Below are 14,900 nucleotides of genomic sequence, written 5' to 3' on the forward strand. Positions count from 1 at the left end.
TTAATAAGAGGAGGGATTATGATGAAATTTTCATTTATGTCAGCCGCGGTGGCAGCAAGCGTCATATGGGGCGCGTCTGCCGGGCCGCTGTCCGAAACTCATGCTTATTCAGCCGTGACCGCGCCGGTTTTTGATGCTGATGAGGCATTGGACACGATGCATGATCTGAGTGAAACCATCGGACCGCGGGAAACCGGAACTGCGAAAGAAAAGGAAGCGGCTGAATACATATCGAATCGCCTGCGGGCTCAGGGCGCCAGTGTCAAAGTACAGTCATTTCCATTGAAAAAGTACTTTTCAGGTTCAGTCACAGCGGGAGATCATGAATTTCCGCTCCGCTCCGCTGATCAATCCGCTGTTGAAAAAGAGCTGAGAATTGAGGGAGGGATTTTTGACGGCGGCTGCGGATCACGCGATGACGTAACAGGAGCCAAAGGAAAGATTGCAGTGATACGCGAAGGAAAGATCCCCGTTTCTCAAAAGATCAAACATGCCGAACAAGCGGGAGCCAAAGCAGTCATTATTTATAATCAGACAACAAAACCGCTCGCCGTCCGTCCGCATACCGATAAAGGAATCACAATACCGGCGGCGGGTATGAAAAAAGAAGACGGTGAAGCATTGCTGAAGGAAAAGCAGGCAGTCATTCAATTTAAAAACTATAAAAACCGCACCTCACAAAATATTATAGGAACGCGCAAAGCAGCACAGGCCAACTCTTCTGATGCTGATATTATTTATGTCACAGCGCATTATGACAGCGTAAAAGGCGCACCCGGAGCGGATGACAACGCCTCAGGCACATCTGCCGTTCTGGAAATCAGCAAGCAACTCAAACACATACCGAAAGACAAAGAGATCCGCTTTATCCTGTTCGGTGCAGAAGAATTATGGTCTGCGGGTTCATCTTATTACGTCAGTACACTCACGAACAATGAAAGAAAGCACAGCCAGGCCAATTTTAATGCCGATATGATTGCGACTGACTGGGAAGAAGCGAGTCAAATGTGTGTCACGACTCCTGACGGCAAGGAAAACCCGAGCGTCCGGTATGCTGAAAAAGCCGCTGAAAAATCCCGCTTGGTCAAGCCAAACCTGATTCAGCTCGGTTACTCAGACCATGTCTCTTTTTATGAAGCAGGGATTCCGTCGGCTAACTGGATTTGGCTCAGCCCCGATACACAGGAGCCGGGGCCTTGGTATCACACCGAGAATGATAATATGAAACACATCAGCAAAGAACGATTAGAGAAAGCGGGAGCACTCGTTTCCGCGGCTGTAACTGAGGCAGTGAAAGAATAAAAGACAGGCTTCGGCCTGTTTTTTTATATTGTTTTCTGTATATTCTCTCAATTGAGGGAGATTTTCTCACTCGTTACCAGATATATACCATTTGACAGGATTTTATTTTACAAATAAAAGAAAAATAAATAGATAATACCTAATTTATAAAAGGATGTAAAACTCATTTATCAAATTTTAACTTTTGTTATAATTGCGATATCGATCGATATTTGTTTTAAATTGTAAAAAACAATACTCTTTTCTATCTATTAGGGGGCGAAAAATGAATACTGTCACAAAAGAAGCCAGCAACCTTGGTCAAAAACGGCTGTTACATCTGATTGAAACGAAGCAGGCGATTGTAGGCGTGTTAGGCATGGGATATGTGGGATTCCCTCTTGCGCTGGAATGTGTCGATAAAGGATACAATGTTATCGGATTCGACAAAAACAGTGAAAAGGTTTCCTTGTTAGCCGCCGGAAGCAGCCATATTCAAGATATAGAGGACGACAGACTGAACTCGGCTTTACAAACAAAACGCTTTCAAATCAGCGCCGACATGTCGCTCATCCAAAAATGCGACATCATTGTGATATGTGTGCCGACACCCCTGAACAAAAAAGACAAGATCCCCGATTTAACCTACATCGACAGTGCAGTTGACAGCATGATTGCTTATGGAAGGCAGCATCAGCTTTTAATTTTAGAAAGCACCACCTATCCCGGAACAACGAAAAAAAAGATTGCCGACAGAATGGCAGCAAGCCGCGGCATGAAAATAGGAACAGACTTTTTTACGGCTTATTCTCCGGAAAGAATCGATCCGGGCAACAGGCAATATGAAGTTTCAGATATTCCTAAAGTAGTCGGCGGAACCACACAGACTTGCACAGAACTTGCCTCAGCGTTTTACAGCACCATTGTTACAAGCATTCACCCGGTCACCTCACCCGAAGTAGCTGAAACAGCTAAACTCCTAGAGAATACTTATCGTTATGTCAATATAGCTCTTATCAATGAAATGGCGCTTAATTGCCGTGAACTTGATATTGATATATGGGAAGTCATCTGCGCGGCGGACACGAAGCCGTTCGGCTTTCAAAAATTTATCCCGGGCCCCGGAGTCGGAGGCCATTGTATCCCGATTGATCCTTTTTACTTCAAATGGATCGCGAATGAAAAAGGGCTGCAGACAAAATTAATTGATCTCGCGGACGAAATCAATTCCAACATGCCGATTTCTGTCTCTGAGTATGCTTTGAAACTGGCGGGCAAAGACAAATGCAGCATCTTAATAATAGGGGCAGCTTATAAAAAAAATACAAATGACCCGCGTGAATCCTCAGTGTTTACGATAATGGAAGAATTGATGGACAAGGGATGCGCGATTGATTATCATGATCCGTTTATCAGCGAGATCCGCTTGAATGACGGAAGCCGCAAACAATCTGTCCCTTTCACAAAAGAACAAATCAATCAGTACGACGTCATCATCATTCATACAGATCACGATGTAATCGACTACAGTATTTTGAAGGATGCCTCACCGATTATCTTTGACACAAGAAATGTATGCAAGGAAAAATCAGCCGACAATTGCAGAGTTGTCACTTTATAGGAGGGAACGGTCATTAGTAATCGATTTATCTCTTTTCACAGACCTGATATGACAAACGAAGAAATCGCAAGCGTAACCGAAACGATTCAATCGGGCTGGATTTCGAAAGGTCCGAAGGTAATCAATTTTGAAAAAAAGCTGGGTGAATGTATAGGAGCCGAACACGTCATCAGCTGTAATTCAGGCACCGCTGCATTACATATGGCTTTATTGGCGCTAGGTGTGGGAGAAGGCGATGAAGTCATCGTGCCGAGCTTTACGTTCTGTTCCAGTGTCAATGTCATCCTGCACGCCGGAGCCGTTCCGGTGTTTGCGGATATATGCGAGAAAAGTCTATGTGCCGATCCTGAAGATGTCAGGAAGAAAATAACGCCGCGCACAAAAGCGGTAATTGCGGTTCATTTTGCCGGCTATCCGGCTGATCTGGAAAACTTGCAATCCATTTGTAAAGAAAACGGATTGTATCTGATTGAAGACGCCGCTCATGCGCTCGGTACAAAATATAACGGAAGCATGATCGGCACTCACGGCGATGCCGTGTGCTTCAGCTTTTATGCCACCAAAAATATTACAACGGGGGAAGGCGGAGCCCTCGTTATGAAAGACGAACAGGCCGCAGAAAGAGCGAGGCTGTACGGCTGGCACGGCATCACAAAAAATGCCTGGAACCGGTACGGTGAAAAAGGCAGCTGGAGATACGACGTTTTACTGCCGGGCTTTAAATATAATATGACGGATATTCAGGCCGCGCTCGGTCTGGTTCAATTGAAGCGCGCAAACGACATTCAAGAAAAACGGGAACAGATCGCTCAATTTTATGTACGTGAACTGTCAGGTCAATCTGACAAAGCGGCGCTTCCGCTTTCTGACATTCCAAGCGGCATAACGCACTCATGGCATTTATTTATTTTGCGGATTCGAGAAAACGGCGGTATGGACAGAGATCTGTTTATTGAGAAAATGAAAGAAAAACAAATCGGGCTGAGCGTGCACTTTATTCCCGTGCATTTGCATCCTTACTATAAAAAACATTTTCCTGCCGAGCTTCCGGTAACTGAACGTGTTTTCCGGGAGATCGTATCACTGCCTCTTTACAGCCAGTTATCAGATGAGGATTGCAGCTATATTGTCAAGTCTATAAAAGAAGTTTTGACTATCAGCCAGGAGGTAGGATCATGAAACACATTGCGATTATCGGAGGGGCCGGTTTTATCGGAAGCGAACTGGCGGCATTATTACAGGCTAAAGGTTATCACACCATCATTGCAGACCAGAAGAAGCCGGCTTTTGACACTGAATACCGCCAAACGGATATCCTTGACCGGACGTCCCTCCGCGAATCACTGCGGGGAGCGGATGCGGTTGTCCATTTGGCGGCAATGGTCGGAGTGGACAGCTGCCGAAGCAATGAAGAAGACGTCATACGGGTCAATTTTGAAGGAACAAAAAATGTCACTGAGGTATGCGGTGAATTGGGAATCAGCACACTTCTTTTCTCATCGAGTTCAGAAGTGTTCGGAGATTCACCGGATTTTCCTTATACCGAGACAAGCAGAAAGCTTCCGAAATCAGCTTACGGAAAAGCCAAACTGCAATCAGAGGAATATTTGAGAGAACAGGCTTCCGACGAACTTCATATTCGGGTCGTCCGGTACTTTAATGTATACGGGCCGAAACAGCGCGAGGATTTTGTCATCAACAAGTTTTTCAGCCTGGCCGAGAATGGCTCTGAGCTGCCTCTTTACGGGGACGGCGGACAAATACGCTGCTTCAGCTACATCAGTGATATCGTCACCGGAACTTATCTCGCTCTCATTCATGAAGGAGCCGTCTTTGAAGACTTCAATATCGGGAACGACCAGCCGATCACGATAAAAGAACTGGCTGAAAAAGTCAATGTGCTCTCAGGCAGAGAGAAGGATAACTATCTGTTTAAAAAGCTGGGCGAAGACGGCGTGAGGGGAAAAGACATCGAGATTTTTAAACGGGCGCCGTCAATCGAGAAGGCGAAACGTTTGCTCGGTTACGCTCCGAAAGTAAGTCTGAATGAAGGCCTGGAGATCATAAAAGATGAAAGACAAAAGCACAAACTTTCACTTTCCTAAAAACCCGGAAGTGGTCAAATATCCCGTTTATCCCGGACAGTTTTCCGTCAGCGGCCGTCTGCGCGCAGTGAAACACTTGCTTACTGCCGGACAAAGCGGACTGACTGAAAAACTGGAAAAACGTTACGGAAAAGGGGTTGTGCTGACATCCAGCGGCAGTGCGGCACTGGTGCTCGCATTAACTTATTCGGGAGCCGGGCCGGGGAAAGAAGTGATTTTCTCATCCTTCAGCTGCCCGAATGTCATTGATGCCGTGCTTCAATCCGGTGCGGCGCCTGTGTTTGCGCAGCTGGATGAGCATCTATCCTTATCTTTTGAGGATGTCAAAAAAAAAGCGACGAGGCAGACGTGTGCGGTTATCCTCACACATGTATACGGCCGGAGAGAAAATACCGCCATCATTGACTGGGCGAAGGAAAACGGAATTGCTGTCATTGATGATGCCGCTCAAGCCATGTTTACAAAACAAGCGGATACATTTGCCGGCGGTTTGGGCGATTTCGGCATTTTAAGCTTCGGCCCCTCAAAGCCGCTTGCGAGTATCGGAGGCGGCGCGTTAATCGCGCCGAAAGAATGGCTTCGGCAAAAAGCAAATCTCCCGATGGAACAGCGCAGCCAAGTGGCAGCTGACTATCGAATCTATATCAGAAATCAAAGAATCCAAGCTGTAATGAAACGGAAACGGCATCATCCTATTTCATATATGTTTATAAAAGCGGGCGCCATGCCTTCCATGAAAGCCACAAAGCTCGAAGCTCTGCCGGATAAACCGGCTGTTGTACCCGTGCTTCGCATGCATCCGGCAAGGGAAGCCATTATTGATGATCAGCTTTCACGTATGGATCAGCTTGTAACAGCTTCGCTTCGAAACTTAGAGACGGCGGGAGAAATCTTTGCAAAGGCGGAAGAAACAAACGGCATAAGAATGATCCAGCCCCAAGAAGGAGAACATCTGAATTATTTAACAATTGTATTTCCCCGGGATGAAGAGCGGTACGGGTGTTCCGTTTATTTAGCCGAAAGAGGCATCCAAACATGCTGGAACTATCTTCCCCTCGGACGTATTCCGATTTATGAAACATACGCGGGGGAAGGCGGGGAAGACCCGCTTTGGAAGAGAGTTCTTTCTCTGCCTTTTAAACCTCCTCTTCAAAAGGAGCAAGTCAGATATATAGCCGAATCCGTTTTATCATATTATGAGCAAAAGAATAAGACTGAATAGTGGTGATAACTATGCAAAAAACAGCAGTATGCACGACCCGCCAGGCATGGGATCGGGCCGCTGACATGTATCAGGCGGGGTTGTTTCAAAGCTATGATTGGGGAATCCTCATGGAAGAGCTTCCCGGCACGTCATTTCACCCTGTCAGACTGACAACGGACGGAGGACAGGTCATCTATCTTCCGCTTTTTGAACAGAAGGGCGTATTATCCGGCAACATGATCGGATACGGCGGCGTTATTTCAGATCGCCCCATCTCATTTGAATGGCTTCAAAGTGAAATCCAGGCCATATTCGGTCGGAACATATCCCGGATGCTGCTGCCGTACGGTCAGACTTCTTTTACAGAAGAAATCAGGGAAGGATGGACGGAAAAGGCAACGCGGATTCTTTCGCTTCCGGACACGTTTGACGAGCTTTGGACGGGCATTTCCGGAAAAGCCCGGACGGCAGTCAGATACGCTGAAAAAGAGAATATTGTCACCCGGCTGATCGGGCGAAAAGAACTTGGCGCGTTTTATGACCTCTACAAAGAGCATACAGCGTCAATCGGCGCAGCTTATGTGCTGAGCCAGGGCTTTTTCCAAAAGCTGCTTGACACGTTTGCGGACCGGATGTTTTGGATCGGAGCATATCAGGATGAGACGCTGATCAGCAGCAGTATTTTTCTCTATGACCGCTCTCATTTCTATTATTGGCAGAATGTAAACAGCCTGGCGGGAAAAAAAGCGCAGGCCTCTTACTTATTGATGCGTGACGCCCTGCAATTCGCCATTTGCCGCAAGCTTCAATGGGCTGATTTTGGCTATTCACACAGTAAAGAAATCGCGAGACCGAAACGATATTGGGGAGCTGAAGAAAAACAATGCCGACTTTTTACGAAACCGGAATGAAAACAATAAGCGGCCATCAATCCAGTTATCTGCCGTGGTACGGTTTTTTTGAAAAAATGTATAAGTCGGATCTGTTTGCCATTCATGACACAGCCCAATTTGAGAAAAAAGGATTCCTCAACCGCAACAGAATCAAAACGCCGCAAGGCCCCAGATGGCTGACAGTGCCTTTGCAGATGAAACAATATAAAGACATAGAGCTTCGGCATATGAAAATCGACCAGACACAGGATTGGCGGAAAAAACATTGGATGGCGATTAAAATGAACTATGCGAAAGCTCCCTATTTTGAGCGATACCAGCATTTTTTTCAAGATGTCTATCAGCGGGAGTGGGAATATCTCCATGATTTGAATATGCACATCATTGAATTTTTCCGAAAAGAGCTCCGAATTGAAACGCCGCTCTGTTATGTCTCTGAGCTTGAATGCCGGAAGGAGAAAAAAAGCGATTTTGTTTTAGCGCTTTGTCAGGAGCTGGGGGCGGACCGTTATTATTCAGGCAGTCAGGGTTCCGACTATTTAATAGAAAGCGATTTTGAAAGAAACGGAATTGTCATTGAGTATCAGCAGATCCGACATTTTGGCTATCCTCAATTATTCGGGGAGCATATCCCTCACCTCTCCATGCTCGATATGCTGATGAACTGCGGAGCGGATACAGCTGAAATGTTAGTTAAAGGAGGGCAATATGATGAAAGTAATGGTATTTGCAGCGCATCCCGACGATGAAATTATCGGCGTCGGCGGCACGCTCGCCAAACATGTCCGCCAAGGTGACAGCGTGTCGGCAGTCATTATGGCGGAAGGCAAGTCATCAAGAAAAACGGATTACAAAAAGCCTGAAGATTCCGTTATGGAGCATTCTAATCAAGAAACGGAGCAGGCGCTCAGCACTTTGGGCATCCATGATTTTGTCAGGCTGAACCTTCCTGATAACAGAATGGATTCAATGGATTTGCTGGATGTCGTGAAGGAAGCGGAGAAACAAATCAATCGTTTTCAGCCTGACATTGTGTATACCCAGTACGGCGGTGACATTAATATTGACCACTCCGTCGTATTCAGAGCGGTCATGACGGCAACCCGTCCGCTTCCCGGTCATACGGTAAAACGGGTTTTTGCCTATGAAACATTGTCTTCGACGGAATGGAATTACTGTCAGAAGGATCAGTTTCATGCCAATTTCTTCGTTAATATTGAAAACGAGCTTGAAACGAAATTGAAATCGATGGCGTGTTACGGTTCCGAGCTCAGAGACTTCCCTCATCCCCGCTCTTTGCAGGCGATCGAACATAATGCCCGTGTGTGGGGAGCAAAAGCGGGTTTTTCGGCTGCGGAAGCGTTTATGCTTGTGAGAGGAACATGGTGACTGTCCTATGATTGCTCAAATTCCGTTTTTCGGACTTGATCCGAAGCAAATCGATGAGAAATGGGTGGAAGCGGGATACGGTCTGGAAGCGAATATTTTTGACGGCCATTCCTTTGGGGAAACGGATTATCTCAAAACATTCAATCAGACGCTGGAATATGCGAAACAGCTTGATCCTTCATTATTGACGCTGCATTTCCCGACAGATCATGCCGATTATGTGCATGAAGATCACATCAAAAAACAGCTTTATCACTTTGCGGAGCTAGCTGTGAAATACGGCGCCAAAGGCATAACCGTTCATGCGAATCAATTTATGACGGTTGAGGAATTTCAAGTCTATGACCTGGAAGGAAACCGTAAAAAAATCGTTGAGTTTTTCGCGGAGTTTGATGAGCGGCTGAAAGGGACAGACATTTGGATCGGTGTGGAAAACCTTCCGATCATCGGGAATCTGGGAGAGGATTTTGATCCGATTTTCATTTATCCTGAGGATTTTACAGAGCTGGTGGAGCTGGATCTGAAGCATGTCGGTATTACGTGGGATCTGTGCCATTGGGCGATTACCTATCAGACTCACTTGTCTTCCGCCCTTATGTTCAGAAATGATCAGCTGAAATATCCCGATTTCTTTCAGTTTCTTTCGATAAAAGAGAGCATTAAGCATTATCACTTCAGCTCATTTCGCCAGCTTGCGTTCCCGCATGGCGGCGTCCGCTGTTTTGAGGGCCGCCATCCGAGTGAAGGGACAATCGCTGAGGAGCTGCTGAGACGTGCTGCAGATACTTTGCAGGAGCTTTATCGGACTCAAGATACCGGCATTGTATTTGAGGTGATGGAAGAGGATTATACGGAAAGACGGGAATCATGGAGAACGCTGGAATGGTTCGGCGGTGTTTCTGATGACGAGGATCAAAAAAGGGTCTGATATGACATATCGAACACCGAACTATGCAAAGCTTTGGTGTGCACAGGTGTTTTCTTCAGCAGCGGATGGGGTCTGGCTCATTGCTTTGCCGCTGTTAGTGTTAGAATTGACCGGCAGCAAAATTCTAGTCGGCGTTATTTCTTTTATCGAACTCGTGCCGTTGACATTTGGCGTGCTGGCGGGGCCGCTGATTGATTTATTCCGAAAAAAGTCGATCTTGTATTTGTGCAATACGGGCCGGGCCGCCATTATGATCCTCTTGGCGGTGCTCAGCGCGAACGATTTATTAACCGTGTGGATAGCCGGGGTGTGCGCCTTTTGTCTATCTCTGCAATCGATGCTGTTTGCGCCGGCGAAAGTCGCGATCATTCCGCTGCTCGTCCGCAAACAGCATCTTGATCAGGCGACATCTCTGATCAATACGAGTGACTTGATCGGACTCATCGTCGGAAAATTGATCAGCGGGATCATGATTGCGGCTATTCCGTTCGGGATGCTGTTTGCCCTAAACGGCACTGCTTTTTTGATCTCTGCGGCATTTATCGCGTTCATTCGTATTTCAGAACAGCCCAATGAAAAAAGCAACGGAACTGAAGATGTAAAAGCCGGTTACAGAATGCTGAAAGGAAATGCGGCATGGCTGACATCGGTCGGATACTTTTTCGTCGTAAATCTCGTCATTGCCGGCCTTATTTCAGTAATGGGGCCGATTCTTGCTGTGGAGCGTTTTCAGCAGAACTATTCTGTATGGTTTGCCGTCATGTATTCAATGTTTCAGGCGGGGATGCTTTTGGGCAATTTGGCCGTATTTTTCAAATGGAATACAAAACGCTTGAACCGGCTGTACCCGCGGACGTTAACGGTAGCGGGACTGCTCATTATGCTGCTGTTTTTTCCCCTTCATGGGTTTGAGTGCATCATCTTCCTGGTGCTTGGCATCATCATCTCGTATATTGATGTGCAAACGGTGCTGTATTTCCAAAAGACGGTTCCGGCCGCATATTTCGGAAGGGTCTTTGCACTGATTTTTTCCATTGTCAAAATGGGTGAACCGCTGTCGGCCGCTGTCTACACAGGGCTTCTGCTGTTGATGAATGCGGATTATATTTTCGCGGCGGTCGGACTGACCCTTACGATCGTTTTTGCTATTTTTTCAGTCAGACAAGGGAGTCAAAGAAATACAGAGAAACAAGCGGATCAATCCGTCTGAATGGTAAACGAAGGGGCGCCGATGTCAGCCGGCGCCCTTTTTATCATAAATCCAAATAAAGCCGTATCATATCCCGGCATTGAATGCCGTTTTCAAAAATGTCTTCATCATAATGTCTGATAAAAAAATCATGGTCGACAGCCTGAATGCGGAATCCGCATTTTTGATAGAGTGACAGCTGATGAATACTGGAATTTCCGGTGCCGATTTCAATCGTGTCAGCTCCCGATTGTCTCGCTTTTTCAATGGCATCCCGCACCAGCTGTTTTCCGAATCCCCTGTTCTGCAGCGATTCTTTTACCGCGATGTTTACGATTTCTATCGTTTTAGGCCTTGTTTGCAATAAAACGTAAACCCCTGCAAGCTCGTCTGACGTCCAAGCCGTATAGCATTCTCCTCTTACAAGATAATCATCGACAATCTCTTTCGACGGATCGGCCAGCAGCAATAGTTCATACAGCGCTTCATCCGGCTCCGCGGCTTTTCGGATGCTCAGTTTTTGCATGTCCGTTTCTCCTCCTCCGTTATGATCGACAGCTATTTTTGAAAATAACTCCAAAATCATTCTACTTTATTATAAAATATGAAACATAGGAAAAGTTATACAAGTTTTGCAGATTGAATAGGAGGAAAGTCATGTTTTTTTGTAAGCATTGCGGCCAGCAGAACAATGAAGAAGCGCATTTCTGTAAAGAATGCGGAAAACCGATCGGGAAAGGAAGCCGGCTGGAGCGGCAGGCGGCTGTAAAAGCGGCTGAACCTGCTTCACAAATGAGAAAGCCGATCCCTAAAAAAACGCTCTTCATGTGGGGCGGCATTGCCGCAGCGCTGATCTTATTGATTGCCGCATATAAAACCGGAGCCTGGCTGACATCTGAAAAAAGGCTCACGGATCAATTCGAACAGGCGGTTCATGACGGGGACACGAAAAAGCTCGCAGCCCTGCTCACTCCTTCAGACAAAAAACTGAAGCTGAATGAGACCAATGTCAAACCGCTCCTTGCATACGCAAAGAAACACGATGAACTGCTGGCAGCGCTTCGCGGCAATTCATCAGAAACAGATGCGGTATACGTTAAAAAAGAGGGAAAAACCCTTCTTTTGTTTGACCATTACGAACTGAAAGTCGATCCGGTTTATTTCCGCGTCACAAGCAATTATAAAGGCGCCGATCTTTATATCAACAGCGAGAAAACAGGTACGGTCAAAAAAGCCGATGAAATCCAAATCTTCGGCCCGTATGCACCCGGTGTCTACACGGCGGAAGCCAAGCTTAAAAATGAGACGGTTGACGTTGTCAAAAAGCAAGAGGCAGAGGCGGCCGGAAGCCGGAATGTTGAGTTTGACCTGCCGTTAGACGCCGAGGATGTGACATTCACTCAAGCAGACAGCTTCAAAAGCGCGAAAGGCGATCTGCTGATAAACGGCAAGTCCGTCCATAAAGATCCGTTTACATCCGTTACATATGGTCCGCTCTTAACTGACGGTTCCATGACAGCCGCCGTGGAGGCTGATTTTCCTTGGGGGAAAATGAAAACTGCCGATGTCCCGATCAACAGTACTGATGTGGACTTAACGCTTATCCCGGATCAAGATACACAACAAACAATCATGGACACGATTGTCAAAACAACGAAGCAGTATACAAAAGCGATGGCAGACGGAAATACCGATCAGATGACCGAGGCTGGTTCCGCCTGGAAAGAGCAGACGAAAGAAGTGGTATCCGGCATGAAGAGTTCCGGCACCTTTTTGAAGGATCAGTATAAAGAGACAAGCTTTGATCTGGATTCATTTGCGATTTCTCAAGAGAACGGCCGCTGGCAAGTAACTGTTACGGGTAAAGAGCTTCATGAGTCTGCTTATTTCGACGGGAATACGAAGCCTGATATGGAAGAGGCTGAGCCGAGCTTTCACTATGTACTCTCATATGATACAAAACATAAAAAATGGGTTTTCGAAAAAGCTGACCCTGCCTCAGATTCTTCTGGGACAAATGTAAAAAAAATAAAAAACGACCAGCCGAAAACCTATACATCCGCATGGGCATCTTCCAAAGGAAACACAGCTTCAGGCAGCGTGACAAACGAGCAAGTCACATCGTTTATGACTGATTACCTGACAAATCAATCAAGCGCCGTCAGCCTTAACAATTTTGCCATCATGGCGGGTAATTTAGAAGAGGGAAGCCCTTTGTATGCTGATCAGCAGAAACTGGTCAAAAAACTGCACAGCGAGGGGACGACCGAAGTATTTAATGAAGTGAATGTCAAAAGCTTTTCACAGAAAGGCTCTCATCTGACGATTCACACGTACGAGGAGTTTTATATTACGAAAGCCGGCGGCAGTCCGAAGCTCAGAACATACAATTGGACGTATGGCGGCGTTGTTAAAGACGGAAGAATTTATTTAACATCCATTCAATAAAAAAACCCCCGCGCCAATCAGGCGGCGGGGGTTTCCGTTTTTAAAAGAAGAAATAATTCATGAGTTCTTTTATATAATGCTTGATCGTGAATTGAAACGTTACGCAAATGATCAAATAGATGACGATAACAGAATAAATGATATCCGCCTTAGTAGTGAGCTGATGCTGATAGCTCGCCAGCATGAGCGGAGGCACGGCAAACGCCGCTCCTAAAAGACCGACAGCCAGAATGGTGAAGCAAACGGTTGTATGAAGCAGCATAAAAATGAGGGCAAGAAGCAAAATAGCTGTAAACGGAATCAAAAATGCCCCGAATCTGGACAGCGAATCTTTAAATGACACCTGGGCGCCGCCGGCCTTCAAAGCGATAAAAATCAAGAGATACAGGCAAAAAACGCATAATGCAAAGGTAAGCGCCGGCTTGATCACAACCGCGGTAAAACTGACGTCACGAAAGCCGTCTGATAAGAGAATATAAAACATAACCGGCGTCACCAGGCAGAAAAGCACCATGTTGATGATGCTGCTGACAAGCTGTTCGCCGCCTGTCGTTTTACATGTTTGATACGGTCGCTTTAACACATCAAGCACGAATAAGGCAAATTGCTTTGAAGCCTGCTTAGCCGCGGCGCCGGCCTGAGCGGCCTGGCCTTGCGTTTGACCTGCGCCTCCCTGCCCGGGCTGGGGCGCCCCGCACTTTTCACAAAATTTTCCGCCATCAGTATGATGGCCGCATTGAGAACAATACATTCTAAAACTCCTTTTACAAGTAATATAGGGATTTTGTTCAATATTTACATTATAAAAGAAAATAGGACGGATGTAACGGAGTTTTCTAAAGATATACAAATCACCTTCTCTATGAATTGATAATAGAGAAAAAGTACCCTTTATGGTAGAATTTTATTGGAGCTGATAGATATCATGTCTCTCGGCGCATTGATTCAGAGTGAAAAAGGAAATTAACGCATGCTAAAAAAATTGAAAATGCTTTATCGGCTGTTAAAATTCGGAAAAGGCTTATGGAGATAGCAAACAGAAAAAACCGTCCTTACAAGGACGGTTTTTTTCTGTTTCCGGATCGTCCGGCTGAGGTTATAAAAAGCAGACCCCGGGGTAAAAACCATGCATAAGAAACAGCGGAGAACAAAACATAACTCAATAACGGCAAGTCATAAGGAGGTACGCATGTTTTCATTCATCATTCATGTCTTCATTTCACTGTTTGCAGTCTCCAATCCCATCGGAAACGTGCCGATTTTCCTTTCACTGACGGAAGGGTACTCGGAGAAAGAACGGACAGCGATCGCGCGCAAGGCTTCCGTGCTGTCGTTTATCATCTTGGCGGCTTTTTTAATCTTCGGCCATCTGATCTTTAAACTGTTTGACATTAACATTCATGCCTTACGTATCGCGGGCGGCATTTTTATTTTCGGCATCGCTTATAATCTTCTGAACGCGAAGAAATCTCATGTACAGTCTCTCCATCATGAAGAGAAAGGGGAGAGCAAGGAGAAAGCCGATATATCTGTGACGCCTTTGTCGATTCCGATTATCGCCGGACCCGGTACGATCGCGACGGTGATGAGTCTGTCGGCCGGCCATGGCGGCATCTTCCATTACATCAGCGTGCTTATCGGCATTGCGGCCGTCATCGCGATGACGTTCATCTTCTTTCACTATTCATCTTTCATCAGCAATAAGCTCGGGAAAACCGAAATGAACGTCATTACCCGACTGATGGGGCTGATTTTGGCGGTGGTGGCCATCGGCATGATCGGCGCCGGTCTGAAAGGCATGTTCCCGATATTGGTTTCCTGACTTAAAAAAGCAGCGCCCGG

14 protein-coding genes are annotated in these 14,900 nt (G+C 46.2%); 12 read left to right on the top strand and 2 right to left on the bottom strand.

The window, feature by feature from the left end; translation table 11 throughout:
* The first annotated feature begins 21 nt into the window (after positions 1-21).
* The 10 genes from AC1RRX_RS01935 to AC1RRX_RS01980 all read left to right on the top strand — a co-directional run bounded on the left by AC1RRX_RS01935 (position 22) and on the right by AC1RRX_RS01980 (position 10,631).
* Entirely contained in the window at positions 22-1,302 is a 1,281-nt protein-coding gene (locus tag AC1RRX_RS01935; protein WP_144463893.1) for a M20/M25/M40 family metallo-hydrolase, read from the top strand.
* A 265-nt stretch (positions 1,303-1,567) separates the two neighbouring features.
* Positions 1,568-2,902: a nucleotide sugar dehydrogenase gene (locus AC1RRX_RS01940; protein WP_144463894.1), complete on the top strand. Its 1,335-nt coding sequence runs from the start codon at positions 1,568-1,570 to the stop codon at positions 2,900-2,902.
* 48 nt (positions 2,903-2,950) lie between these two features.
* On the top strand, positions 2,951-4,081 hold the full coding sequence (locus tag AC1RRX_RS01945) for a DegT/DnrJ/EryC1/StrS family aminotransferase (protein ID WP_061581415.1): 1,131 nt from the start codon (positions 2,951-2,953) through the stop codon (positions 4,079-4,081).
* Positions 4,078-5,007, top strand: coding sequence for an NAD-dependent epimerase/dehydratase family protein (locus AC1RRX_RS01950; protein ID WP_032867004.1), 930 nt, complete (start codon positions 4,078-4,080; stop codon positions 5,005-5,007). Before AC1RRX_RS01945 ends, AC1RRX_RS01950 begins: the two co-directional genes overlap by 4 nt.
* On the top strand, positions 4,973-6,229 hold the full coding sequence (locus tag AC1RRX_RS01955) for an aminotransferase class V-fold PLP-dependent enzyme (RefSeq protein ID WP_144463895.1): 1,257 nt from the start codon (positions 4,973-4,975) through the stop codon (positions 6,227-6,229). Before AC1RRX_RS01950 ends, AC1RRX_RS01955 begins: the two co-directional genes overlap by 35 nt.
* Positions 6,230-6,240: 11 nt before the next feature.
* Positions 6,241-7,122, top strand: a complete 882-nt coding sequence (locus AC1RRX_RS01960) for a GNAT family N-acetyltransferase (RefSeq protein WP_032867000.1) — start codon at positions 6,241-6,243, stop codon at positions 7,120-7,122.
* Complete coding sequence (locus AC1RRX_RS01965) at positions 7,095-7,853, top strand: WbqC family protein (protein WP_007409964.1); 759 nt, start codon at positions 7,095-7,097, stop codon at positions 7,851-7,853. The genes AC1RRX_RS01960 and AC1RRX_RS01965 overlap by 28 nt, the downstream gene beginning before the upstream one ends.
* Positions 7,816-8,493 (top strand): PIG-L deacetylase family protein, encoded by a 678-nt coding sequence (locus AC1RRX_RS01970; protein WP_053104519.1) that lies wholly within the window; start codon positions 7,816-7,818, stop codon positions 8,491-8,493. Before AC1RRX_RS01965 ends, AC1RRX_RS01970 begins: the two co-directional genes overlap by 38 nt.
* A 7-nt stretch (positions 8,494-8,500) precedes the next feature.
* On the top strand, positions 8,501-9,421 hold the full coding sequence (locus tag AC1RRX_RS01975; protein ID WP_053104518.1) for a sugar phosphate isomerase/epimerase family protein: 921 nt from the start codon (positions 8,501-8,503) through the stop codon (positions 9,419-9,421).
* Positions 9,396-10,631, top strand: a complete 1,236-nt coding sequence (locus AC1RRX_RS01980) for an MFS transporter (RefSeq protein ID WP_144463896.1) — start codon at positions 9,396-9,398, stop codon at positions 10,629-10,631. Before AC1RRX_RS01975 ends, AC1RRX_RS01980 begins: the two co-directional genes overlap by 26 nt.
* Positions 10,632-10,674: 43 nt before the next feature.
* On the opposite strand, the gene AC1RRX_RS01985 is transcribed toward AC1RRX_RS01980, so the two are convergent.
* A complete protein-coding gene (locus AC1RRX_RS01985; RefSeq protein WP_007409969.1) occupies positions 10,675-11,136 on the bottom strand; it encodes a GNAT family N-acetyltransferase in 462 nt (153 codons plus the stop codon).
* A gap of 131 nt (positions 11,137-11,267) precedes the next feature.
* On the opposite strand from AC1RRX_RS01985, the gene AC1RRX_RS01990 reads away from it, so the two are divergent.
* Positions 11,268-13,058 carry a zinc ribbon domain-containing protein gene (locus tag AC1RRX_RS01990; RefSeq protein ID WP_144463897.1) on the top strand — a complete coding sequence of 597 codons (1,791 nt, stop codon included), beginning with the start codon at positions 11,268-11,270 and terminating at the stop codon, positions 13,056-13,058.
* Positions 13,059-13,098: 40 nt separating this feature from the next.
* On the opposite strand, the gene AC1RRX_RS01995 is transcribed toward AC1RRX_RS01990, so the two are convergent.
* On the bottom strand, positions 13,099-13,809 hold the full coding sequence (locus AC1RRX_RS01995) for a hypothetical protein (protein WP_032869650.1): 711 nt from the start codon (positions 13,807-13,809) through the stop codon (positions 13,099-13,101).
* A 438-nt stretch (positions 13,810-14,247) separates the two neighbouring features.
* Here AC1RRX_RS01995 and AC1RRX_RS02000 point away from each other — a divergent pair, with 438 nt between their 5' ends.
* A complete protein-coding gene (locus tag AC1RRX_RS02000) occupies positions 14,248-14,880 on the top strand; it encodes an NAAT family transporter (RefSeq protein ID WP_007409973.1) in 633 nt (210 codons plus the stop codon).
* Positions 14,881-14,900: the final 20 nt, after the last annotated feature.

The organism is Bacillus sp. GW821-FHT11D08, assembly GCF_058808515.1.

Bases quoted from the DNA above. Each gene is read 5' to 3' on its own strand.
- AC1RRX_RS01945 (WP_061581415.1), top strand. From the start codon at position 2,951: ATGACAAACGAAGAAATCGCAAGCGTAACCGAAACGATTCAATCGGGC.
- AC1RRX_RS01970 (WP_053104519.1), top strand. From the start codon at position 7,816: ATGAAAGTAATGGTATTTGCAGCGCATCCCGACGATGAAATTATCGGC.
- AC1RRX_RS01955 (WP_144463895.1), top strand. From the start codon at position 4,973: ATGAAAGACAAAAGCACAAACTTTCACTTTCCTAAAAACCCGGAAGTG.
- AC1RRX_RS02000 (WP_007409973.1), top strand. From the start codon at position 14,248: ATGTTTTCATTCATCATTCATGTCTTCATTTCACTGTTTGCAGTCTCC.
- AC1RRX_RS01990 (WP_144463897.1), top strand. From the start codon at position 11,268: ATGTTTTTTTGTAAGCATTGCGGCCAGCAGAACAATGAAGAAGCGCAT.
- AC1RRX_RS01935 (WP_144463893.1), top strand. From the start codon at position 22: ATGAAATTTTCATTTATGTCAGCCGCGGTGGCAGCAAGCGTCATATGG.
- AC1RRX_RS01965 (WP_007409964.1), top strand. From the start codon at position 7,095: ATGCCGACTTTTTACGAAACCGGAATGAAAACAATAAGCGGCCATCAA.
- AC1RRX_RS01985 (WP_007409969.1), bottom strand. From the start codon at position 11,136: ATGCAAAAACTGAGCATCCGAAAAGCCGCGGAGCCGGATGAAGCGCTG.
- AC1RRX_RS01950 (WP_032867004.1), top strand. From the start codon at position 4,078: ATGAAACACATTGCGATTATCGGAGGGGCCGGTTTTATCGGAAGCGAA.
- AC1RRX_RS01940 (WP_144463894.1), top strand. From the start codon at position 1,568: ATGAATACTGTCACAAAAGAAGCCAGCAACCTTGGTCAAAAACGGCTG.
- AC1RRX_RS01995 (WP_032869650.1), bottom strand. From the start codon at position 13,809: ATGTATTGTTCTCAATGCGGCCATCATACTGATGGCGGAAAATTTTGT.
- AC1RRX_RS01975 (WP_053104518.1), top strand. From the start codon at position 8,501: ATGATTGCTCAAATTCCGTTTTTCGGACTTGATCCGAAGCAAATCGAT.
- AC1RRX_RS01980 (WP_144463896.1), top strand. From the start codon at position 9,396: ATGACGAGGATCAAAAAAGGGTCTGATATGACATATCGAACACCGAAC.
- AC1RRX_RS01960 (WP_032867000.1), top strand. From the start codon at position 6,241: ATGCAAAAAACAGCAGTATGCACGACCCGCCAGGCATGGGATCGGGCC.